We start from the raw sequence: 26,754 nt of genomic DNA on the forward strand, positions 1-26,754 counted from the left end.
GTGATGTGGAGGTGCTCACAGGCGATGCGCTGCGGTCGAGGCTGCGCGGCGAGGAGCCTAATCTGCTGCGATGGCGCGCCTGACCTCCCTGCTGCCCGCGGCGGCGATGCTCGCGGTCACCGCCATGTGGGGGTCGACCTTCTTCATGCTCAAGGATGCCCTGGACCATGTGGCCACCGGGGACTTCCTCGCCATGCGCTTCACGATCGCCGCGATCGGAGGGCTCGCCCTGGCCGGGCGCAGGCTGGCCAGGCTCACCCGCCGCCAGGTGCTCTCCGGGCTCGGGGCGGGGGTCATCTACGGCCTGGCCCAGCTCGCCCAGACCGAGGGCATCCGCTTCACCGAGGCCTCCACGGCGGGCTTCGTCACGGCCGTCTACGTGGTGCTGACACCGCTGCTGGGGCTGCTTCTCCTGCGCACCAGGGTGGGGCCGACGACAGCGATGGCGGCGGTCCTGGCCATCATCGGCATCGGGGTGCTCAGCCTGCGCGGCTTCGATGTGAGCCCCGGGGTCCTGCTGTGCCTGCTCTCCGCGGTGGGCTATGCGCTGCACATCATGGTGCTCGGCCTGCGGTCCAGGGGCGCGGACGCCCTGGCCCTGGCGGCGGTGCAGATGGTGGCGATCGCCGCCCTGTGCTGGGTGGGGGCCCTGCCGGGAGGCGTCCACGTCCCCGCGACGTGGCAGGTGTGGGGGCCGCTCCTGTGGATGGCGATCGCCTCCGGCCTCCTGGCGATCCTCGGGCAGACCTGGGCCCAGGCGCGGATGAGCGCCGCGCGGGCCGCCGTGCTCATGAGCATGGAGCCGGTGTGGAGCGCGTTCTTCGCGATTCTCCTGGGCGGGGAGTCGCTGACCTGGCGCATGGTGATCGGCGGTGGTCTGGTCATCACAGCCATGCTGCTCAGCGAGCTGGGTCCCGCTGTGCGCGCCGACCGCCTGGTCCGGCGCGCCGCTGGCGCAGGGCCGCCGCGCGATTGACGGCCGTTCGGTTCACCACCAAGGCCACGACGCATACTTTATGCGTTAAAGTTCACGCATGACAGGATGAGTGAACGGATACGGGAGGGTGTGGGATGGCAGGCACATGGGTGACACTGAACTGGCAGTCGAGCGCCGTCAGCGGTCTGCGTCCACGGGACCGCCGCTCGGGCGACTACCAGGCCCTCATCCCTGAGTCGATCAACGGGCCTGTCGTCGTCGACGACGAGCTGTCTCTCTTCGTCGCCCATGCTGAGCGCCGCATCCGCTCCTTGCGCGCCTCGAACGACCTGGAGGCCATCGACCGATTCCTCCTGCGCTCCGAGGCGATCGCCTCCTCTCAGATCGAGGGTATAGCTCCTTCGGCCAAGAACGTTGCGCTTGCTGAGCTGGGACAGCGTGAAACGGTTCGAGGCATCTCGGAGCAGGCTCGCCTGGTCGCCAACAACATGACCCTCGTGCGCTCCGCGACGCAGGCACTGGTCGAGGCCTCCGAGGTGACCGCAGCCGACCTTCTTGCCCTCCACCGCAGTCTCCTGCCTGACCACCCCGAGCACCACGGCCTGCGCACGGTTCAGAACTGGCTCGGTGGCTCGAGCCACCACCCCTTGGATGCTGAGTACGTGCCGCCGCCTCCACAGGACGTGCCCTGGTTGATTGATGACCTGCTGGTCTGTCTCAACGGAGCCGCGACAAGCCCTCTGATCCAGGCGGCACTCGTGCATGCGCAGTTCGAGACGATCCATCCGTTCACCAATGGCAACGGTCGTGTGGGGCGGGCCCTCATCCATACCGTTCTGGCGCGACGGGGCCTGACGGCGGGTGCGGTCCTGCCGATCAGTCTGGTGCTGGCCACCCTCAGCGAGCAGTATGTCAAGGCTCTCACCGCCTTCCGCCTTCCTAACGCGGACCCCTGTCTCGGCACCCCTCCAGCAGCGACTGGTCGCGACCCGCGTTGGGACTGGTTGATGTTCTTCATCGAGGCCGCGTGCCTGGCATGCGATCAGGCGGAGCTCATCGCCGCCGAAGTCGCTGAGGTTCGAGGCGAGTGGGAGCGTCTCATCGCACGGTGGGAGTCCTCGCGCAGGCGCACTCTGCGCGGGGACTCCACCGCGCGTCGACTGCTGGCGATCCTGCCCGGCGCTCCGATTCTCACTCCAACGACGACAGCCGGCATGCTCGAGGTCAGCCACCCCGCTGCCTCGCGTGGACTCCAATCACTGGAAGAGGCCGGCGTGCTCACCACCCTGTCCATTGCTCCCAATAGACGTGCTTATGCGGCCCAGGCCGTTCTCGACACCATCACCTGGGCTGAGCGGCGCCTGGCCAGCACCCGCTTCGACACCAAGGCCTCAGCGCCCGTACGAGCAGTCCCCGCGGCTCCGTGATCAGAGCCGAGGTATCGCTCACACGTCTGACTCCGCAGACGCAAGGGGATGTCGGTGGGGCTAGGATCAGGTAACCTTGAATCAAGAAGCCAAAGTCTGATTCACAAGGAGAAATGTCATGGTCGCCGACACGACGCAGACAGTCCCGCAGGCACTGGCTCAAGCGCTCAGCGTAGCGGGCATGAGCCAGCGCCAGGCCGCGGCTGCCGCAGGACTCTCACAGGCCACGCTCTCGCGCATCGTCACCGGCAGTCGGACCGCGACCGTGCCGGAACTGCTCGCGCTCTCCCAAGCGCTGAGCGTCCCTCTCACCATGCTGAGCGGAGTCAGTCCGCTGGCCGAACGCTGCCAAGTCGCGGCTCGGCGTGAGGGCGACGCCGCGATGGACAGCATGCGCGGCACGCTCCTGCACTTCCATGAGCTTGATGCTTATCTCGATGGCCAGGCCGTGCCCCGGGGGCACTGATGAGCACTCAGGAGCAGGGGCGCCTGGCCGCGGAGCGCTTTCGCTGCGAACACGCACTGGGCACAGCCCCGATCGGCGATCTCATCGAGCTCATTGAGAAGACCACCGAATGCGATGTCGCCATCGTCGACGCCCCTGATGAGGAGCACGGGCTAACCATGACCGACTCTCAGCGCGGCGTCACCTTCATGGCCGTCGCCACCACGCAGCATCCCATGCGCCAGCGCAGCACCCTGGCTCACGAGCTCAGCCATCTTCTCCATCACGACCTCGCCATCGACCTCCCCGATCCGCAAAACGGGATGCGACCTGCTCCGGAGCGCCTGGCCGACGCTTTCGCACGTCACCTCCTCGTCCCGCTCCCCGCTGTCGAACAGGCTCGACCGCGCAACGGGGTCAGTTGGGAACTCGATGATCTCTCGGATCTCGTCCGCTCCTACCTCGCCTCTCCGGCCATGGTGGCGATCCAGCTCAGCATCGCCAGGCATATCTCCCAGGAGCGCAAGAGAGAGTGGATGGGCGTGCGCACACCCGAACTCGCGACGCGCTTCGGGTGGCGCACCTACTACGACTCTCTGTCGCAGCAGTCCCAGAAGGCACGACCTCCCAGGCGTCTCCTGGAACGCGCAATCGAGGGATACCGCCTCGGCGTTGTCAAGCCTCAAATTCTTGCCACCCTCCAGCGAAACCCGCTCAGCACGGTACTCAGCGAGCTCAAGAGTGCCGGAATAACTCCAGTGGCAGTCGAGCCCACGTGGCAGGAGGCTGGTGACGCCCCACTTCACGAGGTTGACCTTGACGAGCTCGATGCTCTTCTCGGGGACTCCCCGGAGTAGGTCAGTGTCTCCCATCATCTTCGACGCTGGACCTGGTCTCAACTTCTTTACTCCAGACCGGAAGTAGGCAGCATCGAACTACTGCGAACGACAACCGTGCTTGAGCGCGCTGTGCGTGCAGGTGTGCTTTCGAAGGCAGCCCTTAGAGCACTGTACAAACGGATGCGCGGACTGGACGACGGGCTCATTCCGATCGAGCAGACCGGCCTGCTCAGTCCTGGACTGTGGAAGCAGGCGACTCACCGTCAGCCGTAGCCCGGAGGGTTAAGCGGTTATCCCCACGACCACTAATAAGGTAACGGGGGCCGCGGATCGCTCACCGGCGCTCAGGCCTTGGTGGCGGCCACGGCCCGGTCGAACTCCTCGGAGACGGCCTGCTCGGGGGCGCCGAGCCGGGAGACGCCCCAGGCCACGGCCAGGTTCCCCAAGAAGCCGGGCAGGATCTCGTAGAGGTCGAAGATCCCCCCGGGACCGCCCTCCAGGTTTCCCCACAGCCCCACCAGGACCGCGCCGGTGATCATCCCGGCCAGAGCCCCGGCCGCCGTCAGCCGCCTCCAGTAGAGGCACAGCAGGATGGTGGGGCCGAAGGACGCGCCGAAGCCCGCCCAGGCGAAGGCCACCAGGGCCAAAATCGTGTCACTGGGGGTCCAGGCCATGATCGCCGCCACCAGGGCCACCAGGAAGACCGCAGTGCGCGAGGCGATAACCAGGTGAGAGCTCGAGAGCTCGCTCTTGCGGATCGTGCGGTAGAGGTCCTCGATCAGTGCTGAGCTGGTCACCAGCAGCTGGGAGGAGACGGTGGACATGATGGCCGCGAGGATCGCCGCCAGCATGAAGCCGGCGATGAGGGGGTGGAAGAGGAGCTGGCCCAGACTGATGAAGACCGCCTCAGGATTGGCCAGCCTCTCCGGGTCACGGGCGTAGACGGCCACGCCCACCACGGCGGTCCCGATCGCGCCCACAACCGCGAAGATCATCCAGCTGATGCCGATGATCCCGCCCTGAAGGGCCTCCCTCGGCGTACGGATCGCCATGAAGCGCACGATGATATGCGGCTGACCGAAGTACCCCAGCCCCCAGGCCACAGCCGAGATAACACCGATCACCGAGACCGAGGGCCCAACCAGGGCCCAGTAGTCGGAATCGACCCGGCTCACCGCCTCGACCACGGCCCCCGGGCCGCCCACATGAATGACCCCGACCACCGGAACGGCGATGAGCGCCCCGACCATCATCAGTCCCTGGACCAGGTCCGTCCAGGACACCGCCAGGAATCCCCCCACCAGGGTGTAGAGCACGGTGATGCCCGCGACCAGCGTCATGCCCAGCCGGTAGTCCATGCCGAAGGAGGACTCGAAGAAGGTCCCACCGGCCACCATCCCCGAGGACACGTAGAAGGTGAAGAAGACCAGGATGATCACCCCGGAGGCCCAGCGCAGGTAGTTGCTCGAGTCATGGAGCCTATTGCCCAGGAAGCTGGGAATGGTGATGGAGTTGCCGGCCACCTCGGTGTAGGTGCGCAGCCGGGGGGCCACGATGATCCAGTTGACCAGGGCCCCCACCGTCAGGCCGATCGCGATCCAGGCCTCCACCAGGCCCGCGCTGTACAGCGCCCCGGGCAGGCCCATGAGCAGCCAGCCGGACATATCCGATGCCCCTGCGGATAGGGCGGCGACGAAGGGGTTGAGATCCCGTCCGGCCAGCATGTAGTCGTCGAGATCGTTGGTGCGCACATAGGCCCACAGTCCGATCATGATCATCGCCACGAAGTAGACGATCATGGCAATGGCTTCAAAGGTTGTGTCCGTCATCGGAACTCCTGACTCTTGTGGGGCCGGGACGCCGAGCCTGCAGGCGCAGTGGCTCGCGAAGGCCGTTGCGCTCAGCCTAATGGGCTGCGCCGTGAGCAGCCGTCATCGGCTCTGTGTGTGGGACGCCGAGGTACCCCACCGGTGACCCTGCCGGTGCTGATGGAGCCCCGGAGGGCCTATGGCCGCTGCCGCGCGCCCCGATTCGGCGACCGATCACTTGATGCGCGGGTCGGAGTGTCAGTGGGTGGTGCACAAAACGATGGCAACGGCCCAGTCGCCGTCGTGGCTGATGGAGACGGGCCAGTGCGCCGCCGTGACGGCGCCCTTGCCCAGGCTGGTCGAGATGGCAGCGGCAACGGTTCCGGTCAGATGCAGCGATGGACGTCCCCAGCGGTCGCCGACCAGTTCGATATCGCGCCAGTCGACCGTCTCGGGTGGCAGATGCGGGGCCACGGCCCGTCCGCTACGGGTGTTGGCGGCAGCGGACCAGGCCTTGATGAAGGCCTCCTTGGCTGCCCAGCGGCCTGCGAGGTGCTCGGCCCGTGTGGAACCGGAGACCTCGGCGCGTCGCGCGGCGTCGCGCAGCTCGCGGGCGGTGAACGCCCGCTCGCCGAAGACGGTGCCTGGGATGGTGAGTTGATGGGCGAGGTCGGGGATGTGGACCAGATCGATCCCGACGCCGAGCACGCCGCTACCCGCAGGGAGTGCGGGCAGCGGCGGCAGTGGCGGTGCCGCGGCGGGCGGCGGTGATGAGGGGTGTGCGCCGACCATGCCCCGATGCTACTGGGGCCTCGGAGCCATCCGAGTGGGTTACGCCCTCGCGCCCCGGTGGAAGATCTTGCCGCTCATGACATCCTCCTCCAACTGCTCCAGGGTGCGCCCCTTGGTCTCGGGGACGAAGGTCAGGACGAACAGGAAGGCGATCGCGTTGAGCACGGCGAAGGTGAAGAAGGACCCGGACATGCCGATGGTGGCGATGAGCGTGGGGAAGAACAGGCCGAGCGCCGAGTTGGTCATCCACAGGATGAATACCGACACCCCCATGCCGAAGGCGCGCATCTTCAGGGGAAAGATCTCCGAGAGCGTCACCCACGTGGCCACATTGAGGCACAGCTGCATCGAGCCGACGAAGAACACGATGAGGAAGAGCAAGACGTAGGGCTTGGCCCCGCCCTCGGGCATCAGCTCGGCGGTGGTGCCGATGAGCACATGCGAGAAGGCCACCAGGCCGTAGCCCCACAGGAAGGTCTTGCGCCGGGAGAAGCGGTCCATCATCTGCAGGGCGATGATGGCCGTGATGACCGAGATGGCAGCGGGGGCAATGTTGGCGATGAGAGCGCCGCCCCGGCCGAACCCGGCCTCCTCCAGCACTCTCTCCCCGTAGTAGAGAATCGAGTTGATGCCGGTGGTCTGCTGGAAGAAGCCGATGCCGCAGCCGATGAGCACGATCTTCACCAGGTTGTTGTCGGCAATGACCTCGCGGATGGACAAGTCTTCCCGCGCCGCCTCCTCATGGCGGGCGGCGTTGATCTCATCGAGCTCGGGCTTGGCCCGTCCCTCCGGGCGGAGGTTGTCCAGGACTGCCAGAGCCTCGTCCTGGCGCTCCTTGTCCGCCAGCCAGCGGGGGGACTCGGGCAGGCGGGAGACGCCGAGCAGGAGCGCGATGGCGGGCAGCGCCGCGAGGGTGAACATGACGCGCCACACCCAGGGGTACTGCTCCCCCCAGAGGTTGCCGATGATGGCGTTCATGATGATCGCCAGGAGCTGGCCGGTCACGATCATCATCTCGTTGCGGCCGGCCAGGGAGCCGCGGATCTCGTAGGGGGCGAGCTCGGCCAGGTAGACCGGCACGACCACGGAGGCCGATCCGACCGCCAGGCCCAGGATGATGCGTCCGGTAACGATCATCGCCAGGTTGAGGGAGGCCACCACCATGACCACGCCGAGGATGAACATCGAGGCCATCACCGTGATGGTCTTCTTACGCCCGATCGCATCGGAGACGCCTCCGCCGACCAGCGCTCCAACGGCGCTGGCGAAGAGCAGCGAGCTGACCGCCACGCCCAACCCGAAGTCGTCGAGATTGAGCTGGTCGGGCTGGGCCATGAATCCGCCCGCCCCGTTGATCACGCTGGTGTCGTAGCCGAAGAGCAGACCGCCGAGCGTGGCGATGAGGGTGACGAAGCCGAGTCGCCTGCGGTAGCGGCCGGGCGTCAACGGCGGGAGGCCAGAGTTATGCGCCGTGGCTGTAGGGTCGTGTGTCACGTCGACTCCTTTGTCAGGACTTGAAGGTGACACCGACCCTAACGCTGATTCCTCAATATGTTCTGACAAATATATCAATATGACATAGATCACTCCTCTCGGAGTAGGTGCGGCGCTCCGGTGCCAGTAGCCCCCAGCCAGCCCACTCGGCGCTGATGCGCTGAGTGGCGGCCCCCTCAAGGACCGCCACTCAGCGCATCAGGCGACGTTCACTCCCCGGCGTGGTAGACGCCGTCGGCGCCCAGTCGGGCATCGGGGTCGAGGAGCATGGCGGCCTCGACCTCGTGCGGGTCGCGCTGCTTGGTCTCCTCGCCCAGCCGGCGCCCCTGGACCTGCTCGAACAGCGGGGCCCGGCCGATCATCCCGGCCCGACGGCGGCGCGTGCCGGCCGCCAGACGGGCGTTGGCCGAGGCCAGCCAGGCATCCACCGCCTCCTGGCCGCCAGCCTTGCGCAGGGCCGCCTCGAAGGCACCGGGGTGGACGATCGCGATGAGCCCGGAGACATGCCCGAAGCCCAGCGAGGTCAGCAGGCCCGCGCGCACCGGGCCGGCACCGGGCACCTGGCCCGAGACGCCGCCCCGGCCGGCCAGGCGGATGGGCGTGCGCGGCCAGACCCAGAAGGCGTCCTTGGCCAGCGGGGCGTCGACCACGTCCAGGGAGGCGTTGCCGGGCGCCACGCCGGTGGCCAGGATCTCGGCCAGGCCGGAGACCTGGAAGACCGCGGCACCGCCCTTGGCGTGACCGGTGATGGTCTTCTGGGACACGGCCACCAGCGGGTTGCCCTCGGAGCGGCCCAGGGCCCGGGCCAGGCGCGTGTGCAGCTCGGACTCGTTGGGGTCGTTGGCATTGGTGGAGGTGTCGTGCTTGGAGACCACGGCGATGTCATCGGCCTGGACGCCCAGGGCGCGCAGGGCCCGGGCCAGGCGCGAGTCCGTCCCGCCGCGCCCGGCTCCCAGTGCCCCCAGCCCCGGTGCGGGGATGGAGGTGTGGGCGCCGTCGGCGTAGGAGGACACAAAGCCCACCACGCCTGCCACCGGCAGCCCCAGGCGGGCCGCGACACTGCCGCGGGCCAGGATCACCGTGCCGCCTCCCTCGGCCTCGACGAAGCCACCGCGGCGGCGGTCATTGGCCCGGGAGAAGTGGCGGTCGGAGATGCCCTTGGCGCGCATGGCGGCGGCCTCGGCGGTGGCGTTCATGTTGCCGAAGCCCACCACCGACTCGATCGAGATGTCGTCGATGGCGCCGGCCACCACCACATCGGCCTTGCCCAGGGCGATCTTGTCCCAGCCCTCCTCGATGGACACCGCGGCCGTGGCGCAGGCCGAGACCGGCTGGACCATGGAGCCGTAGCCGCCCACGTAGGACTGCATGACATGCGCGGCCACCACATTAGGCAGGGCCTCCTGGAGGATGTCGCTGGGGCGCTCCTCATCGAGAAGGCGTCCCACGAACATCTTGCGCATCGACTCCATGCCGCCGAATCCGGTTCCCTGCGTGGAGGCCACGTCGGAGGGATGGACGGCCGCCAGGAGCTCGGCGGGGGTGAAGCCGGCTGACAGGAAGGCGTCCACGGCGGTGACCAGGTTCCAGGCGGCGATGGGGTCCATGCCCTGGGCCATGGAGGCCGGGATGCCCCAGCGCTCCGGGTCGAAGTCGCGCGGGAACTGCCCGCCCACCGTGCGGCTCAGGGCCGCGCGACGGGGCACGCGGGCCAGGGAGCCGGCCAGGCGGGTCACGGTCCACTCCCCCGTGGTCGGGTCGGGCGCCACCAGTGTGCGCTCGGGGTCGGAGGCCTCGATGGTCCGGGCGGTGGCCTCGTCGGGCACGGTGAGCGTGATGTCGCGGTCCAGGTAGACGGCGACCTCCTCGTCGGCGATGGGGGCGATGACCCCGTCGTCGACGAACTCGCGGATGCCGCAGCGGGCCACGACCTCGTCGCGGTAGCGCTCCAGGATCTCGGACTCATCGACGAACTCGCCCTCGGCGTCGTACCAGCCGGCCTTGGGGCTGTTCTGCCAGGTGAGCAGGCCCATGCCCCAGGCGAGCTCGAGCACTCCGGCTGCGGTGAGCTCGACGCTCTCCCCGCCGCTCATGCCCAGCTCGGCCTCGCGGCGCGTGCGCGCCGAGCCCCAGGTGGAGACCTCTCCGGTGGAGACCAGGACGACCAGGTCATCCAGATCGGCGTCCACCTCGCCCCAGTTGGGGGCGGTGGGCTGGGTGGGAACAACCGGCGTGGGCAGGGCCTTGACCGTGGCGGGGGCCGGGGCATCCTCGACGGCGGGGGCTGCCTGTGCGGCCGCGGACTCGCGCAGTGCCACCAGGTCGACGTCGTCGCCCAGTCCACCGGTCAGGTCGGCGTTCACCGGGGCCTGCATGGCCTGGGAGCGGACCTCGGGGGTGCACAGGGCGATGAGCTCGGAGGCGATCTCCTCAGTGGCCCAGGTGCGCACGCCGGCGGCCTCGACCGCGGCCACGAGCGGGTCATTGCCGCCCATGAGGCCGGTCCCCCGAACCCAGCCGATGCGCGGGTGGGCCAGGGTGACGCGCCCGGCCCAGGCGCGCTCGGAGGACCAGCGGTTGACCACGGCGTCCAGGGCCGACTTGACCTCGCCGTAGGCGCCGTCCCCGCCGAAGGTGCCGCGGTTGGGCGAGCCGGGCAGCACCACGTGCAGGCGGTGGTCGACATGCGTGTCGGTGCCGATGGCGCTCAGTGCGGCGATGGAGCGCTCAACGCTCCACAGCAGCAGGCGGGTCTGGGACTCGGCGGCGGGCCCGGCGTCGGCCAGGGTGCCCGAGACGCGCGGTGCGGCGAAGGGGAACAGGAGGGTGGGAACCAGCGCCTCCTTGACCACGGTGGTCTTGCCCCCGGCGGTGACGATCTGATCATTGCCGATCCACTCGGCCAGGGCGTCGACATCCCGGTAGGAGGAGAGGTTGGCGGGCACCATCCACAGGCGCGCCCCGGCCACCGCATGCTCGCGGTAGAGCTCGGTGGCGAAGGCCAGGCGCTCGTGGCTCAGGCGCGAGCTGGTGGCCACCACGGTGGCGCCGCCGGCCAGGAGCTCGCCGACCACGGCCGCGGCGATCGAGCCGGGGGCGACCCCGGTGACCACGGCGACGTCGTCGGACCAGCGCACAGTGGCGCTGCCCGCGGCCGGCCGGGTGGTGGCGGCCTGCGCGATGGCGGACAGGACTGCGGCCCGCTGGGAGGCGTCGGCCAGCTCGGCGTCGGCCAGCTGGCGCTGCCACCAGGCGGCCTGATCGGCCACGGCCTGACCCAGACCCGTGAAGCGCTCGGGGACGAGCAGCTCCTGGCCCCGCTCCAGCTCGGTCTCCCCGGAGCCGAAGCGGGCGATGTCCTCGCGGGCGGTCGCCCAGCGGTCGTCGATGAGGACGGCGCGCTCGGGGGTGAAGGCCGGGGTCACCGAGGCGACCCAGCCGTTGCCCAGCTCGGCGTCCAGGGCCGCAAGGGCGGCGCGGGTGCGGGCATCCTCATCGCCGGCGTCCGCTGGGACGCTGGCCTTGTCAGCCAGTCCCAGGGCCTCCAGGAGGGTGCGGGCGGTCGTGGCCAGCACGCCCTCCTCGCCGGTGACACTGGCGGCGAAGGCATCCAGGGCGGCGGAGTCGACCACCGCTCCGCCCGCCCCGCCGGCGCTGGGCTTGGACACGGCCACGCCGCGCTCGGCGGCCACGGCCTGGACGGCGGAGTCGATGAGGGCATCGACGGCCCCGGCCGAGGTCAGCGGCGCCGAGGAGCCCAGGGAGGCCAGGTCCTCGCCGCGCATGGAGGCGCCCTCACGAGTGCCCAGGAACAGGGCGGCGGTGACGTGGGAGACCCAGCCCGGGCCCAGGGCCCAGGTGCCGGTGACGCGCTCGGCGATGCGCGAGGCGCGCACGCCCGAGGGGCCCAGGATGCGGCCCAGGCCCGCCCGGATCGCCTCGGTCAGGACCGGCCCGAAGGCCTTGTAGCCCGGCGCGCCCTTGGCCACGGTGGCCGACAGCGCGGTCATGTCCGCGTCGGCCGCGCCGTCGATGGAGGCCAGCTCCAACTCGGTGCCCAGGTCCATGAGGAGCTGGTTGCGCCGCGAGGACACGCCGTTGGTCAGGGTCTCGGTGGTGTCGGTGGCCCCGATCTGCTCGGGGCGGATGCGCGAGGCGTGGGCCAGGAGCACCGTCAGGGCGTCGGTGGCCCCGAAGGCGATGTCCTCGGCGGGCCCGGCCGACGGGGCGGCGGGCGCAGCGGCGGGAGCCGCCTCCGCTGCCGGGGCGGGGGCGCTCTCAGCCGCCGTGGCGGCTGGCACTGCCGGCTCCGCGGGCGCGGCGGAGGACTCAGCGGCAGGCGCCTCGAAGTCCGGCTCGCTCAGCTCGACGGCGGGGTCGGTGTCCGTGGCCAGGACGCGGGCCTCGTCGCGGCGGGCGTTGTGCACGGTGACGTGGCGCCCCAGGTGGCGCGGCAGGGCCAGGGTGTTCTTGGCCAGGTTGGCCAGGGTCGGGGAGTTGGCCAGCCCCACCTCCACGACGTGCTCGATGCCCATGCCGCCCTCCTGGGGGGAGGACAGGAGGATGTCCTGGGTCTCGATCCAGCGCACCGGGGAGGCGAACTGCCAGGCCAGGAGCTCGACGAGCAGCTGGCGGGCCAGCTCACTGGGCCTGCTGGCCCAGGAGTCCCAGTCGGCCAGGATCTCCTCGATGGGCTCGGAGGGGACGACCTCCAGGATGGCGCGGGCGAAGTCCTGGCTCAGGGCGAAGGGACGGGCCACCAGGTTGGGCACGTAGCTGGCGATGAGGCGCTGGTAGTCCAGGTCGGCCGGGATGAGCTCGAGCAGGCGCCCGCGGAACTCGGGCACGCCGGGGCGCAGGACCTCGGAGTGGAAGGGCACGTCGATGCCGGGCACGAACATGAAGGGGTTCTTGGCCCCACGGGCCTTGGCCTTGGCGCGCGCGTCGGCGGCCAAGGCGTCCAGGCCCTTGATGGTGCCGGCCACGGCGTACTGCACGCCGGCCAGGTTGTGGTTGACGATCTGGAGGAACTCCCCCGACTCCCTGGCGATCGAGGCCACGTAGTCCTCGACCTCCTCGGCCCCGATGCCGGCCTGGTTGGGGCGCAGCGCCCCCATGCGGTAGTTCGAGGCGCCCTCCTCATCGCGGGGAACCAGGGAGTGCATGGTCGAGCCGCGCTGGAAGACGATGGAGATGGTGGTCTCCACCGGCATGACGCGCCCGTAGGCGCTCAGGGCGGTGTACTCCCCCAGCGAGTGGCCGGCGAAGGCGGCGCCCTCCACCAGCGCCCCGGCCTCGGCCAGGCGGGCGGTGGTGGCCAGGGCCACGGTGGCCAGGGCGACCTGCGTGAACTGGGTGAGGTTGAGCAGGCCCTCGGGGTGGCGGTAGGTCACGCCCCGGGCGGTCATCTCGGTGGGGTTGTCGCGCACGAGGTTGATGACGGAGAAGCCGAGCTCGGCGCGGGTGTGGGCGTCGGCCCGCTCCCAGACCTCGCGGGCGGCCTTGGAGGTGGCCATCTCGTCCAGGCCCATGCCGGGGGCCTGAATGCCCTGGCCGGGGTAGACGTAGGCGGTGGGCTCGGGGATGGTCACGGCGGTGCCGCGCGAGACGACCTCTCCGCCGATGCGGCACACGGCCTCCAGGACGTAGCCTCCGCCGACCACCAGTCCGGTGCGCTCGACGGTGACCTCGACCTCGTCGCCGAGCTCGACCGGGCCGGTCATGACGTAGGTCCAGCCGGCCAGCACATGGCGCGAGCCGTCGGCGGCGGTGGAGGCGGCCACCTGCTGGGCGGTGGCCGACAGCCACATGCCGTGCACCAGCGGGGCCTCCATCCCGGCCACGCGGGCGGCGTGGTAGGAGGTGTGGATGGGGTTGAAGTCGCCGGTGACCCGGGCGAAGGCCGTCATATCCGCCGGGGCGGTGACGGTGGTGCGCCGCAGGATGCGGCGGGCGGCCGGGGCGGTGGGGCGCCCGGTCCCGCCGGCCAGCTCGGGGGCCGAGGGCACGGCGCTGCCCGAGGCGCGCCCGCGGATGGCGAAGCGCTCGCGCATGAGGGCCACCAGGGTGCCGTCCGAGGCGTCGGTCAGCTCCAGGCGCACGTCGACGACGCGGCCCGCGCTGGACTCCTCCAGGGCGGCCACCCAGCCGGTGACGGTGATGGTGGGGTTGGCCTGGGCGGCGGCCTGCAGCTGGTGCAGGGTCAGGCGCAGGTCGACGGTGTGGTCCAGGTGGACCGCGCCGAGCAGGCCCTCGATGAGGGGCATGCCCTCCTCGACCACAGATCCCAGGGCCGCGTAGACCACGGGCCAGCAGGGACCCAGCAGGGCGTCGGGCACCAGGGGCGCGGCTGACAGGTCCGACTCCAGGGCGTCGGCGGTCACCGAGGCGTGGTCGTGGCCCAGGGTGGAGGCCAGCGTGAAGGAGCCGTGGATGGTTCCGAAGGGCTGAGTGGCGGGGCGGCCCAGGGCGTCGGTGGCGCCGGGCTCGGCCTGGCGCACCTCGGGCAGGTGGGAGACATGGTCACCGGTGATGGACACCGCGCCCACACCGGCGGTGGCCCGCAGCAGGTCGTTCATGGTGTCGCTGATCCGCTCGGGATCCACCAGGGGGGCGGCGCCGTCCCAGGCGCGGGCCAGGCGCAGGGGGACGACGAGTCGGCGCACCGCGTGGATGTCCTGGCCGCCGGGGGTCGAGTCCCAGTGGGTGTCCAGGACGATGTCCAGGTCGTAGGCGTCCTCGGCCACGTCGGGGCGGGCGACGACGCTGTAGGCCTCCTCCCCCAGGACGGTGGCGGGGTTGACGGTCAGGTGGCCGTTCCACAGCACGTGGGGGGCCACGCGCACCAGCTCGGTGGCGTCGGCCACCGGGGAGACCAGGGAGCCATCGGCCACGGCCGGGGCGGCGCCCAGGCGGCCGGCGGCCCGGTGCTCGGGGGTGCCGCCCTCCTGGAGGGCCTCGACGGCGGCGGTCTCGAAGCGTCCCAGCAGCTCGCCCACGGGCTCGTTGATGGTAGTGATGCCGGCCACGGCAACGGGGCCGGGGATGATGCGCACCTGGTCGGCGCTGTAGCGCGGGTCCTGGGACTGCCACAGGGAGTCGGTGCCCCACCAGCGCAGGATGTCGGCGTCGACGACGGGGACGAAGGGCACGGGCTTGGGGTGCTTGCGGCACAGGTCGACGAACCAGGCGGCGTCCACGGGCTCGACGCGCGTGATGGCCGCCGTGGGGTGGCGCTCGGCCAGCGCCGCCAGGGCGGCGTCGGCGTCGATGACGGCGTCGTAGTCGGCGAACAGGGTGGGGATCTCGCCGTGGTCGGCGCTGTCCAGACGGGCCTCGATGCGGTGGAGCAGGTCGAGGAAGCGGTAGTACCAGCCCTCGTCGGCCCAGTCGGCCTCGGTGGCGGCGCGCCCGTCGTGGGGGGCCACGCACAGCTCGGCGTAGCGGGTGGCCCACTCCAGGTAGGTCATCTCCTCCACGTCGCCGAAGTAGGGCTTGGCGGTCTTGGCCAGCGCGGCGATCATCTCCTCGCGGCGCTCGGTCATGGCCGCCTCATCGCCGGCGAGCTCCTGGATGAGTCGCGAGGCGCGGGCCGAGGAGTTGTCGATCTCGTAGAGGTCGGCGCGCAGGTGGGACAGGCCCGAGGTCATGCCGCCGATGGACTCCCCGGAGGGGACCCAGCCGCCCTCGACCCCGGAGTCCTCGGGGATGCCGGGGGTGTCGACCAGGAGCTGCTTGACGTCGTCGTTGGTCTTGGCCTCCAGGCAGGTCATGGCGGCGGTGCCCACCATGACGCCGTCCACGGGGGCGGCGGCGGTGCCGTAGGCCAGGGCCCAGCGGCCGGTGAGGTAGTCGGTGGCCTTGGCCGGGGTGCCGATGCCCCCGCCGACGCACAGGACGACGTTGTCGACGGCGCGGATGGCGTCGTAGGTGGCCAGGAGCATGGTGTCCAGGTCCTCCCACGAGTGGTGGCCTCCGGCGTGCCCGTCCTCGATCTGGATGATGACCGGTGAGGCCGGAACGGCGCGGGCGATGGCCAGGACCTGGCGGATCTGGTCGACGGTCCCGGGCTTGAAGGCGATGTAGGGGAAGCCCTCGGCGTGGAGGCGCTCGAGCAGGGCGGTGGCCTCCTCCAGCTCGGGGATTCCCGCGGAGATGACGATGCCGTCCACCGGGGCACCGCCGGCGCGGGCCTTGGACAGCAGGCGCTGGGTGCCCAGGTGCAGGTTCCACAGGTAGCGGTCCATGAACATCGCGTTGAAGGCCGCGGTGCGCCCCGGCTCCAGGGCCTCCTCCAGGCCGCGCAGGTTCTCGGTGAGCACGGCGGGGGTGGTCTGGCCGCCACCGGCGAGCTCCGCCCAGTAGCCGGCGTTGGCGGCCGCCGCCACGATGGCCGGGTCCACGGTGGTGGGGGTCATACCGGCCAGCAGGACGGCGCTGCGCCCGGTCAGGCGGGTGAAGGCGGTGTCCAGGGTCAGGCGCCCGTCGGGGAGACGGGTCAGGCGCGGGGCGAAGCGCGAGCGGTCCACGGCCGCCGCCGGGGCGGCGCCGGCCCGGTCGAGATTGTCGATGTCCCTGGCGGTGCCGGCGGGCACCACGGTGGTTCCGGTCCCGGCGACGACGGCCTCGGTCAGGCGCACCAGGACCGTTCCGGGCCCCAGGTCCAGCACGGTCCTGACGGGCTCCTCGCCCGACAGGGCGCTGTTGACCAGGGCCGGCCAGTCCACCGGGTCGATGAGCACGGCCTGGGCCAGCTCGCGGGCCAGGGTCTCATCGAGCCCGCAGGCCTTGGCCCAGGCAGCCACGTCCTCGACGGCGGGGGCCAGCAGCGGGGTGTGGAAGGGGACCGAGGTGGCGAGGAACTCGGTGACGGGCGCGAGCACGGCGCCGCCGCGACGGCGCTCCTTGCGGGCCTTGGCGCTGCGGGCCGCGGCCGCCTCCAGCGCGGTGATCACCTTCTCCAGGTCGGCGGGGCGCCCGGAGAGGATATGGGCCTGGCGGCCGTTGGCCACGCCCACCGAGATGCGCTCGGCGCCGGGGACCCGGGCGAGCACGGAGTCCAGGACCGAGCGGGTCACGCCGCGCACGGAGAGCATGGGAGTCAACTGGCCCACAGTGGCCAGGTCCAGGCGGCGGGTGGTGCGGGTGGCGGCGGCGCCGATGAGGCGGGCGATGGCGTGGACCTGAACCACGTCCCCCTCCCCCGCGCCCAGGGCCTCCAGGAGGGCCACGCCCAGGACGCCCTGGGAGTGACCGATGGCGCGAACCGGCGCCTTGGCGGACACATCGACCCCGGCCCCGCCCAGGCTGGCCAGGGCGGCGTGCTGGGCCATGAGGATGCCGGGCACTGAGACGTCGGCGCCGTCGGCGGCAGTGCGGTGGGCCGGGGAGACCGGGGTGGCCTCCTCGTCAAGCAGGCGCGATCCGCGCGGGGTCACCGTCAGCAGCTCAGTGGCCACGGGCGCCAGGCGGTCGGCAACGGCCTGGTCGATCCGGGCCAGCTCAGCGGCCAGGCCGCGGTCCAGGGAGACCAGCTCGTCGAGGGTCGAGCGCCACGGGGTGGCCTGACCGCCGAAAGTCATGATGTAGGCCTCGCCGCCTGCCAGTCGCTGGGCGATCGTGTCAGGGGCGGGGGTGTCGGTGACGTGCACGGTGGTGGAGTCCTTCGTGGTGGGGGCCATGGCAGGCGCTGCGGGGTTGTGGTTGTCGGTCTGGGATGCCTGGGATTCAGGCGCTGTCTGGCTCATCGGTGGCTACCTCACAGGGGCACGTTGTCGTGCTTCTTGGGGGATGTGGGTCTGGCGTCGTTCTTGCCGCGCAGGGCAGCCAGGGAGTCGACGATGACGGTGCGGGTGTCCTCCGGGGCGATGACGGCGTCGATCTCGCCGATGGCCACCGCCTTGTCCGGGTTGATCACTGACTCGGTGTACTCGGCGATCAGCCGCTCCTGCTCGGCGGCCGCCGCCTCATCGCCCTGCTCGGAGCGCACCGTGGCCAGGTCGCGGCGGTGGATGATGCCCACCGCGCCGGCGGCGCCCAGGACGGCGATCTCCGCCCCGGGCCAGCAGAAGTTGAGATCGGCGCCGATGGCCTTGGAGCCCATGACGATGTAGGCGCCGCCGTAGGCCTTGCGCAGCACCACCGTGACCAGGGGGACGGTGGCGGTGGCGTAGGCGTTGATGACCTTGGCCCCGCGGCGGATGATGCCGGCGTGCTCCTGCTCGGCGCCGGGCCGGTAGCCCGGCACGTCGACGAAGGTCACCACCGGCAGGCCGAAGGCGTCGCAGAAGCGCACGAAGCGCGCCAGCTTCTCCGAGGCGTCCACATCCAGGGTCCCGGCATCCACCAGGGGCTGATTGGCCACGATCCCCACGGGCTGGCCCTCGAAGCAGGCGAAGCCCACCACCACATTGGTGGCGAACTCCTCCTGGACCTGAACCAGCTCGCCGTGGTCGACCACCGCGGAGACCACGTCGACGACGTCATAGGCCTGACGCGTCGAGGAGGGGACCAGGGAGCCCACGGTGCGCGCGGTCTGGGCGTCGGCCTCGGCATCGGAGTCGTCATAGGCGTAGTGCGGGGCCTCGGCCTCCACCGAGGAGGGCAGGTAGGCCAGCAGGGTGCGCACCTGGCCCAGGGCATCGCCCTCATCCTCGGCCACGTAGTGCACGACCCCGGAGACCGAGCCGTGGATGCGCGCGCCGCCCAGGTCCTCGGCGCTGATGTTCTCCCCGGTCACCGAGCGCACGACGTCGGGCCCCGTGACGAACATGTGGGAGGCCTCGCGGGTGGCGATGACGAAGTCCGTCAGGGCCGGGTTGTAGACGGCGCCGCCTGCGCAGGGGCCGAGGATGACGCTGATCTGGGGAACCAGGCCCGAGGCCGCGCAGGTGCGGTTGAAGATGCGCCCGTACTGGCGCAGCGCCCCCACGCCCTCCTGGATCTTGGCGCCGCCGGAGTCGATGAGGCCGATGACCGGGATGCGCAGGCGCAGGGCGTCGTCGAGCAGGCGGACGATCTTGTCCCCCTCCACGCTGCCCAGGGCCCCGCCGGAGACGGAGAAGTCCTGGGAGTACACGGCGACCTGGCGTCCGTCGATCTGCCCGAATCCGGTGACCACTCCCGAGGGGCGGGCCCGGTCGCCTGCGCCCGAGCCGGTGTAGCGGCCGATCTCCAGGAAGGTGGACTCATCGAGCAGGTCGTCGATGCGCTCGCGGGCGGTTCGCTTGCCCTTGGCGTGCTGGCGCTCGGCGGCGCGCTCCTCGGCCTCGCGGTCCACCCGGGACATGCGCTGGCGGAAGGCGGTGGTGGCGGCGGAGTCCGCCATGGAGTCGCCGGCGGCAGCGGAGGCGATGCCCTGGGAGGGCGTGGGAATGGCGCTGGTGGTCACGGCTCAGGCCTCCTGGGGGGTGGGCTCGGGGGTGGACAGGCGGACCAGGACGTCCCCTGCCGAGACGGTGCGACCTGCCGAGACGGGGATCTCGCCGACCTGGCCGTCATGGGGGGCGTGGACGTAGTTCTCCATCTTCATCGATTCCAGGACCACCAGCAGGTCGCCCTCGCAGACCTGCTGGCCGGGCTCGACGCAGATCCGGGTGACGATGGCCTGCATGGGCGCGGCGATCACGCCGGGCTCGGTCATGCCGCTATCGGCCCCGGTGCGGGTCCGCCCGGAGCTCGCCCGGCCCCGCAGGGGCTGCATGCGGCGCGAGCGCGAGGTGAAGCCGCGCCCGGGGTTGGAGGGCGCCAGGATGCCGTCGGGCAGGGTCAGCTGCATGCGTCGGCCGTTGAGCTCGATGACATAGCTGGAGCGGGTGCGCGGGGACTGCTCGGCTGGGGCCTGCTCACCCTGGTCATCGGCGGCGGGCGCCTCCTGGGCCAGGTCGGGCAGGACCTCCTCCTCGATCCAGCGCGTGGACACGCCCAGGCCGCTCTGCTCATCGGCCTGGGTGAATGCGGGCCGGGTCAGGACCTCGGAGTGCAGGCCGGTGCACACGGTCACGCCCTCGACGATGGTCTCCGCCAGGGCGCGGCGGGCGCGGGCCAGGGCCTGGTCTCGGTCGGCCCCGGTGATGACGATCTTGGCGAGCATGGGGTCGAACATGGGGGTGACGACGTCGCCCTCGGTGACGCCGGACTCGATGCGGACACCGGGACCGGCGGGCCAGCGCAGGCGGGTGATGGTGCCGGTGGCCGGAGCCAGTCCGCGACCGGGGTCCTCGCAGGTGATGCGCAGCTCGATGGAGTGGCCGCGCACCGGGTCGATCTGGCCGATGCGCCCGCCCTCGGCCAGGCGGAGCTGGAGGGCGACCAGGTCGAGGCCGGTGACCTCCTCGGAGACGCAGTGCTCGACCTGCAGGCGGGGGTTGACCTCGAGGAACCACAGGTCTCCGGCCGGGGTCAGGAGGAACTCGCAGGTGGCCACGCCCACGTAGCCCACGGCCTCCATCAGGCGGCGGGAGGCCTCGACGAGGCGCTCGTGCAGGCCCTCGGGCAGGAAGGGGGCGGGAGCCTCCTCCAGGAGCTTCTGGTTGCGGCGCTGCAGGGTGCAGTCGCGCGAGCTGATGACGGCGAAGCCGCCGTGGGCGTCGCGGGCGCACTGGGTCTCGATGTGCCGCGCTCGGGTCACGAACCGCTCCAGGATGAGAGTTCCGCTGCCGGCCGCGGCAGAGGCCAGCGCCGGGGTGGAGGCGGCCTCCTCGTCACTGGCCAGAACGGTGATGCCACGACCACCGCCGCCATCGGTGCGCTTGAGGGCCACGGGGTAGCCGTACCGGGCGGCGAAGGCGGTGATGGTCTCCACCTCGGTGATCGGCTCGGTGATGCCGGGGACCGGGTCGACCCCGGCGCTCTCGGCCGTGCGCCGGGCGCTCATCTTGTCCCCCAGGGCCTCCATGGCCGAGGGCGAGGGGCCCACCCAGGTGATGCCGGCCTCGATGACGGCCTGGGCGAACTCGGCGCTCTCGGACAGGAAGCCGTAGCCGGGATGGATGGCCTGGGCGCCGGTGGAGCGGGCCAGGGCGAGGATGGCCTGGGCGTCGGTGTACGACGAGCCCTCGGGAAGGGCGTGAGCCTCATCGGCGAGCTCGGCGGCCGGGCTCATGAGGTCCTCGGGAGTGTAGGGAAGGATGGAGGTCGCCCCGAGGTCGCGGACGGTGCGCAGGACGCGCAGTGCGATCTCACCGCGGTTGGCGATGAGGATGCGGGAGAAGGTCACCGAGTGTCTCCTTAGCCTGTGGTGCCTGTGGCGGCGCTCCCGGCGACGACGGTGGATTCCTCTCAATCCGGGCCGTGCATCCGATGAGTGCGCCGCATGTCCTTGCGGGTCGTGGCCGCCCTGTCTGCCCCAGCATGGGCCGGAACGTCGGGAGCCGCCAGTGGTGAGGTTACGGGCTCGGCACGAGGGAGCAATTTGTGGAAACCTCACAAAGACAGCCGATTGCCTTGGCCTAACGGCCGAGAGGCTGGGAAAGCCGCGTCATAACGGGCGCACGGGAAAGGTGGGGGTACCATTCGCGCCGGCTTTGAGGTTTCCCACAATCCAGCGGAGCGGATCGCCCCACCTTCCCCTTTGCACCCTCACGCCACATGAATCCCACCAGCACCACCTCCCTGTGTCCTTGACCACAATCGACGAGATGCGGCTGGTATCGCGCCCTGACTCAGCCCTTGGTGGCTCCTCCGGCCAGGCCCGCCACGATGTAGCGCTGCAGCGCGATGAAGACCACGAGCACCGGCGCGGCGATGACGGTGGCCACGGCCATGAGATCGTTCCAGTTGGTGCCGTACTGGCCGATGAGGCGGTTGAGGGCCACCGTCAAGGGCTGGATGGACTGATCGGTGGACAGCGTCAGGGCATAGGTGAACTCGCCCCAGGCCATGAGGAAGGCGAAGGAGGAGATCATGATGATCCCAGGACGGATGGTGGGGATGACGATCCGCACGATCGTGCCGATGGATCCCAGCCCGTCCAGGCGAGCGGCCTCCTCGACCTCCACCGGGAACTGCTTGAAGTAGGGCCGCAGCAGGATGACCGCGAAGGGCAGGGTGGCCGAGACATCGGCCAGGATGATCGACAGATGGGTGTTGACCAGCCCTGCCTGACGGAACATGACGAACATCGGGATGGAGATGGCGATGGCCGGCAGGAGCTGGACCACCGTGAGCATCACCATCATCGCCGTCGTCACCCCGGTGCGGAATCGGGCCACGGCGTAGGAGGCGGGCACCGCGATGAGCAGCGTGAGCGCGAGCGTGCCCGTGGCGATGATGAGGGAGTTGACCAGTGCCGGGGCCACTCCGTAGGTCGCCGACAGCGCCGCCCGGTAGGCGTCCAGGGTCGGGGCATGGGGCCACAGATGGGGAGGCTGGGCGAAGGTCTCCGCCCTGCCCTTGAGGGATGTCACCACCATCCAGTAGACCGGGAAGAGGTAGACGATGGCGATGGCCCAGGCCAGGGCGGAGGCGGCCAGGGATGCCCGTCTCCTGCGGCGCTCAGCCGCCGACAGGGCGCCGTGGCGCGAGGCGCCGGTATCGCGGGCGTCGCGGGCGTCGCGGGTCACAGTCGTGCTCATCGATCCTCCTGCCTGAGACTGCGGACGTAGAACCATGACAGTGCCAGCGGCAGCACCATGGTCAGGGTGGAGGCCGCCGCACCGTTTCCGAACTCGAAGACCTTGAAGGTCTCCAGATAGGTGTAGATCGGCAGGGTCGTGGTGGCGTTGACGGGTCCCCCGCTGGTCATGGTGTAGATGAGGTCGAAGACCTTGTAGGTGTTGATGACCCCCAGCAGGAGCACCGAGACGATGACCGGGATCATCAGGGGCATGGTGATGGAGGTGAAGCAGCGCCAGCGGCCGGCTCCGTCGACCTGGGCAGCCTCGTAGAGGCTGTCGTCGATGGTGTGAAGGCCCGACAGGAGCAGGAGCATGTTGAAGGGGATGCCCACCCACAGGTTGGCCACCACCACGGCCACCATCGCCGTGGTGGGCCCGGTCAGCCACAGCACCGGGGTCTCGATGATCCCGGCGGAGACAAGCGCGTGGTTGAGCACGCCGTAGTCGGAGTCGAAGATCCAGCGGAAGACCGTCCCGGTCACCACGGGGGGAAGGATCCAGCCCACCAGCAGCAGGGCGCGGATGACCCCGTTGCCCGGGAAGGGGCGGCGGAACAGCAGCGCCAGGGCGTAGCCGAGGATGAACTGAAGGCTCAGGCACGAGACGGTGAAGATGGCCGACAGCCGCAGCCCGTTCCAGAAATCGGGGTCGGTCAGCACATGGCGGTAGTTCGCCATGCTGTTGAAGGAGAACTCCCCCGAGATGAGTCTGGCGCCTCCCGCGTCACTGGCTGAGATCCACAGGTTGTAGACCAGGGGTGCCAGGAGGAAGACGGTGATGTAGGCGATGGCCGGCGCGGAGAGCACCAGGCCGAGGCGGCGGGTGCGCATGGCCCCCGCCGCCGATGCCGCGGTTGGCCTGGTCACTTGGCGCCGTCCAGCAGCGGGGCGATGGTGGACGCCGCGGTCTTGGCGGCGTCCTGCGGGCTGGCCGCGCCGGTCAGGGCCTGCTGGATGGACTGCTGGACCGCCTCGGAGACCTTGGCGTAGTCCTTGCCGTAGGCCCGTGCGCGGGCGACCTCCAGCTGCTTCTCGAAGACCTGCATATTGGCGTCCTTGGCGCCCGAGAGCTTGCCCGCCAGGTCCGGGCGGGCCGAGAGCTGGCCGGAGGCGTCGCAGTAGATCTTGGCGCCCTCGGCGCTGGTGAGGAAGGCGGCGAACTTCTCCGCGCCCTCGGGGTTCTTGCCCTGGGCCATGACCACGGCGTTCTCCCCGCCGAGCCCGGTGGCCGCGCGCTTGCCGCTGGGCAGGGGCGCCACCGCCCACTCGAAGTCGACGTCGGAGAGGTTGGCCAGCTCCCAGGGGCCGTTCATCATCATGGCCGCCTTCCCGGCGGCGAACTGGGTGCGGGCGTCCTCCTGGCTGTAGTTGGTCACGGCCGCGGACATGGCCCCGGAGTCGATGAGGGACTTCAGGTACGTCAGGGCCTCGGCTCCCGAGGTCTCGTAGGTGTCGAGGTCCCCACCGGTCTGCCAGACGAAGGGCAGGACCTGGAAGGTCCCCTGCTCGTTCTTCACCGCGGAGATGGCCAGGCCCGTGACATCGCCCTGGGTGGTGGCCTTGGCGACGTCGGTCAGCTCCTCCCAGGTGGTGGGCGCCTTCTTGCCGGCGGCCTCCAGCAGGGTCTTGTTGTAGTAGAGCCCCAGGTTGTTGGAGTTCAGCGGCAGTCCGTAGGTCTTGCCGTCCATCTGGGTGGAGGTCCAGGGGCCCTCGTGGAACTCGCTGGACTTCTTGCCCTGGGTCTCGGTCAGATCCTTGAGCAGGCCCAGTGCGGCGAAGTTCTGGTTGTCCACGACGTCGACCACGGCGATGTCCGGGACCTCGCCGCCGACTCCTCCCTGGATGATGGAGGTGGCCAGGTCGCCGTAGGCGAAGGACTTGCGGGTGATGGTGATGTCGGGGTTGGCCTTGTGGAAGGCCGCCACCACGGCCTCCATGGCGGTGTGGGAGACCCCCTGGCCCAGGTAGTCCCACATCTCCACAGCGCCCTTGGCCTGCCCGCCCCCGCTCTGGCCGCCCCCGCAGGCCGTCAGGGAGACAGCCCCGACGGCGCTCGCGGCACCGGCCAGGGTGATCAGCGCGCTGCGGCGGGTCATGCGGATCGATGATGCTGCACTCATGGTGTTCTCTCCTTTGCGAAACGTGTGTGCATGCGTGCGTGCGACGCCCCAAGGGGCGAGGTCTTAGATCTCCAGCTCCGAGCCCTGGCGGATGAGCACCGGGATGCGCTCCAGGGGCGCCGGGAGGGTGATGGTGGTCCCGCCGTCGTAGACGGCGCCGTCGACGGGGTCCCGCCACTGGGCGCCGTCGGGCAGGTAGATCTGGCGCTGACGGGCACCGGGCTCGGTGATGGGGCAGACCAGGAGGTCCGGCCCCAGGAGGAACTGGTCCTCGACGCTCCAGCAGCGCGGGTCCTGGGGGAAGTCCACGAGCAGCGCCCGCATGGCGGGCAGGCCTGTGGCAGAGGCCTGATCCATGACGGAGTCGATGTAGGGGCGCAGGCGCTCGCGCATCCGGATGTGATCGGCGGCGATCCGGTGGGCCTGGGGTCCGTAGGACCAGATCTCATTGGGGCCGCCGGGGCTGACGGCGCCCACGGCCTCGCGGGGCTCGCGATGGCCGTGGAGTCGGAACAGGGGGCAGAAGGTCCCGAACTCGAACCAGCGGATGAACAGCTCCTGGTAGTCCGGGTCGGCGGGGTCTCCCCCATGGAAGCCGCCGATGTCCGAGGTCCACCAGGGGATGCCGGCGATGCCGATGCTCATGCCGGCGGGGATCTGGGCGCGCAGCGCCTGCCAGGTCGGGGCGATGTCCCCCGACCACACGGCGACGCCGTAGCGGGCGGAGCCTGCCCAGGCCGAGCGGCACAGCAGCACGGTGTGCCGCTCGCCCCTGTCCGTCATGCCCTCCCAGAAGGCGCGGGCGTGCTCGCGCGGATAGGTGTTGGACACCGCCAGGCCCTGGCCGGAGTAGAAGCTGAGGTTGCCGGGGTGGCCGGGGCTGAGCTCGGGCTCGCAGGCGTCGAGCCACCACAGCCGCACGCCCAGGTCGTAGTACCCCTCGACGATGCGCTGCCACAGGTAGGAGCGGGCCGCGGGGTTGGTCGGGTCGTAGAAGCTGACCGGCAGGGGCCGGTCCATGCCCTTGTCCTTGAACTCCTGGTGGTACTCCACTCCGGCCTCGGTGGCCACGAGCAGGCCCTTGGCGCGCATCTCCTCAACGTTGCGCGAGTGGGGCGAGACCGTGGGCCACACCGAGACCATGAGCCTGGTGCCCATGGCCTCGAGCTCGCGGAGCATCCCATCGGGGTCGGGGTACTCCTCGGGGTCGAAGCAGTAGTCGCCCATGGCGGGCCAGTGGAGGAAGTCGGTGACGATCACCGACAGGGGCAGACCCTCATCGCGGTAGCGGCGGGCCACCTGGAGGATCTCCTCCTGGCTGGTGTAGCGCAGGCGGGACTGCCAGAACCCCGTGGCCCATTCGGGCAGCTGCGGAGCGTGGCCGACGGCGTCGGCGTAGGAGCCCAGGATGCCGGCCGGGGTCGGGGCCAGGCAGAGCCAGTAGTCGATCTGCTCGGTGCCGTGGCCGGTCCAGCGGGTGCGGTCCGCGGCGAGCTCGACCCTGCCCACGGCGGGGTTGTTCCACAGCAGGCCGTAGCCGCGGCTGGACAGGAGGAAGGGGATGCTCACCTCGCCGTTGCGCTGGATGAGGTCGACCACCAGCCCTTTGAGGTCGAGGCGCCCGTGACTGTGCTGGCCCAGGCCGTAGAGGCGCTCGGAGGGGTCGGAGACGAAGGACTGTCGGATCTGGGAGCCATCGGGGCCCCTGGAGATGGAGCGCGGTCCCGGCCACCAGAAGTGCTCCGCGGCCTCGGTCAGAATCTCACGGCCATCGCGCAGGAAGCTGAGCATGAGGCGGGGGTTGCCCGAGCCGGGGTCGAGCACGGCGCGCACGCTGATGGCCCCCAGGCCGATGGTGGCCTCGGTGCCCTCGGGGAGGGCGTCGAGGGTCATGGCCTCGCGCAGCGGCGGAGTCCCCAGGGCCCCGTGGTCCTCCTCGGCGATGCGGTGGCGCCCCGCGCGCACCCGGATCGCGTCACGGCCCCAGGACTCGATCCTGATGACATCGTGCCGGTACCGCAGTTCGACGTGGTGCTCACCCTGGGTGCACTCGATCATGGCCTCTTCGCCAGCCTTTCCGTTGTCAGCCGTGAGGACGGTGCATGCGCTCCACTGCGCATACGTATGCGTCCTGTGCCGCGACTCAAGCGCCGATGCTTGTGCGCGGAATGGACGTAGGCTAGGCAGCATGCACCGCACCTGTCAAGGCGCTGAACAAACCCTGATCAGTGCCTCTGAGCGGCGTGGTTGGGCTGTGTGAGTCATCCGCACGGGGAGG

Annotated in this window: 14 protein-coding genes; 4 read left to right on the forward strand and 10 right to left on the reverse strand. The window is 70.4% G+C overall.

Going from position 1 to position 26,754, the window contains the following annotated elements:
• Window positions 1-70: 70 nt before the first annotated feature.
• From EL266_RS09555 to EL266_RS09570, 4 genes are all read left to right on the forward strand, one after another.
• Complete coding sequence (locus EL266_RS09555) at window positions 71-976, forward strand: DMT family transporter (RefSeq protein WP_051281323.1); 906 nt, start codon at window positions 71-73, stop codon at window positions 974-976.
• Window positions 977-1,071: 95 nt separating this feature from the next.
• Complete coding sequence (locus EL266_RS09560) at window positions 1,072-2,364, forward strand: Fic family protein (RefSeq protein ID WP_026427436.1); 1,293 nt, start codon at window positions 1,072-1,074, stop codon at window positions 2,362-2,364.
• A gap of 118 nt (window positions 2,365-2,482) precedes the next feature.
• On the forward strand, window positions 2,483-2,830 hold the full coding sequence (locus EL266_RS09565; RefSeq protein WP_051281324.1) for a helix-turn-helix domain-containing protein: 348 nt from the start codon (window positions 2,483-2,485) through the stop codon (window positions 2,828-2,830).
• Window positions 2,830-3,666 carry an ImmA/IrrE family metallo-endopeptidase gene (locus tag EL266_RS09570; protein WP_034515170.1) on the forward strand — a complete coding sequence of 279 codons (837 nt, stop codon included), beginning with the start codon at window positions 2,830-2,832 and terminating at the stop codon, window positions 3,664-3,666. Before EL266_RS09565 ends, EL266_RS09570 begins: the two co-directional genes overlap by 1 nt.
• Before the next feature lie 326 nt (window positions 3,667-3,992).
• Here EL266_RS09570 and putP read toward each other — a convergent pair whose 3' ends face one another.
• The 10 genes from putP to EL266_RS09620 form a co-directional block, all read right to left on the reverse strand.
• Entirely contained in the window at window positions 3,993-5,477 is a 1,485-nt protein-coding gene (gene putP, locus EL266_RS09575; RefSeq protein WP_026427438.1) for a sodium/proline symporter PutP, read from the reverse strand.
• A 237-nt stretch (window positions 5,478-5,714) separates the two neighbouring features.
• On the reverse strand, window positions 5,715-6,248 hold the full coding sequence (acpS, locus tag EL266_RS09580; protein ID WP_051281325.1) for a holo-ACP synthase AcpS: 534 nt from the start codon (window positions 6,246-6,248) through the stop codon (window positions 5,715-5,717).
• A 39-nt stretch (window positions 6,249-6,287) separates the two neighbouring features.
• Complete coding sequence (locus EL266_RS09585) at window positions 6,288-7,742, reverse strand: sugar porter family MFS transporter (RefSeq protein WP_026427440.1); 1,455 nt, start codon at window positions 7,740-7,742, stop codon at window positions 6,288-6,290.
• A gap of 209 nt (window positions 7,743-7,951) precedes the next feature.
• Window positions 7,952-17,323 carry a type I polyketide synthase gene (locus tag EL266_RS09590; RefSeq protein WP_051281345.1) on the reverse strand — a complete coding sequence of 3,124 codons (9,372 nt, stop codon included), beginning with the start codon at window positions 17,321-17,323 and terminating at the stop codon, window positions 7,952-7,954.
• A gap of 176 nt (window positions 17,324-17,499) precedes the next feature.
• Window positions 17,500-19,068: an acyl-CoA carboxylase subunit beta gene (locus tag EL266_RS09595; RefSeq protein WP_197719305.1), complete on the reverse strand. Its 1,569-nt coding sequence runs from the start codon at window positions 19,066-19,068 to the stop codon at window positions 17,500-17,502.
• A gap of 66 nt (window positions 19,069-19,134) precedes the next feature.
• The gene (locus EL266_RS09600; protein ID WP_026427443.1) at window positions 19,135-20,958 is read right to left on the reverse strand and encodes an ATP-binding protein; all 1,824 of its coding nucleotides are present in this window, start codon (window positions 20,956-20,958) and stop codon (window positions 19,135-19,137) included.
• A 445-nt stretch (window positions 20,959-21,403) separates the two neighbouring features.
• Complete coding sequence (locus tag EL266_RS09605) at window positions 21,404-22,315, reverse strand: carbohydrate ABC transporter permease (RefSeq protein ID WP_197719239.1); 912 nt, start codon at window positions 22,313-22,315, stop codon at window positions 21,404-21,406.
• Window positions 22,312-23,223, reverse strand: coding sequence for a carbohydrate ABC transporter permease (locus EL266_RS09610; RefSeq protein ID WP_232012005.1), 912 nt, complete (start codon window positions 23,221-23,223; stop codon window positions 22,312-22,314). The genes EL266_RS09605 and EL266_RS09610 overlap by 4 nt, the downstream gene beginning before the upstream one ends.
• Window positions 23,220-24,476 (reverse strand): ABC transporter substrate-binding protein, encoded by a 1,257-nt coding sequence (locus EL266_RS09615; RefSeq protein WP_126412311.1) that lies wholly within the window; start codon window positions 24,474-24,476, stop codon window positions 23,220-23,222. Before EL266_RS09615 ends, EL266_RS09610 begins: the two co-directional genes overlap by 4 nt.
• 63 nt (window positions 24,477-24,539) lie before the next feature.
• The gene (locus EL266_RS09620; RefSeq protein WP_026427446.1) at window positions 24,540-26,534 is read right to left on the reverse strand and encodes a glycoside hydrolase family 31 protein; all 1,995 of its coding nucleotides are present in this window, start codon (window positions 26,532-26,534) and stop codon (window positions 24,540-24,542) included.
• Between the last annotated feature and the right edge of the window lie 220 nt (window positions 26,535-26,754).

Source organism: Actinomyces slackii, from assembly GCF_900637295.1.
GTDB classification, from domain to species: domain Bacteria; phylum Actinomycetota; class Actinomycetes; order Actinomycetales; family Actinomycetaceae; genus Actinomyces; species Actinomyces slackii.

Excerpts from the sequence above, each read along its gene's own strand:
- EL266_RS09555 (WP_051281323.1), top strand. The coding sequence starts at position 71 with ATGGCGCGCCTGACCTCCCTGCTGCCCGCGGCGGCGATGCTCGCGGTC.
- EL266_RS09560 (WP_026427436.1), top strand. The coding sequence starts at position 1,072 with ATGGCAGGCACATGGGTGACACTGAACTGGCAGTCGAGCGCCGTCAGC.
- EL266_RS09565 (WP_051281324.1), top strand. The coding sequence starts at position 2,483 with ATGGTCGCCGACACGACGCAGACAGTCCCGCAGGCACTGGCTCAAGCG.
- EL266_RS09570 (WP_034515170.1), top strand. The coding sequence starts at position 2,830 with ATGAGCACTCAGGAGCAGGGGCGCCTGGCCGCGGAGCGCTTTCGCTGC.
- putP (WP_026427438.1), bottom strand. The coding sequence starts at position 5,477 with ATGACGGACACAACCTTTGAAGCCATTGCCATGATCGTCTACTTCGTG.
- acpS (WP_051281325.1), bottom strand. The coding sequence starts at position 6,248 with ATGGTCGGCGCACACCCCTCATCACCGCCGCCCGCCGCGGCACCGCCA.
- EL266_RS09590 (WP_051281345.1), bottom strand. The coding sequence starts at position 17,323 with ATGACTTTCGGCGGTCAGGCCACCCCGTGGCGCTCGACCCTCGACGAG.
- EL266_RS09595 (WP_197719305.1), bottom strand. The coding sequence starts at position 19,068 with ATGGCGGACTCCGCCGCCACCACCGCCTTCCGCCAGCGCATGTCCCGG.
- EL266_RS09605 (WP_197719239.1), bottom strand. The coding sequence starts at position 22,315 with ATGAGCACGACTGTGACCCGCGACGCCCGCGACGCCCGCGATACCGGC.
- EL266_RS09615 (WP_126412311.1), bottom strand. The coding sequence starts at position 24,476 with ATGAGTGCAGCATCATCGATCCGCATGACCCGCCGCAGCGCGCTGATC.
- EL266_RS09620 (WP_026427446.1), bottom strand. The coding sequence starts at position 26,534 with ATGATCGAGTGCACCCAGGGTGAGCACCACGTCGAACTGCGGTACCGG.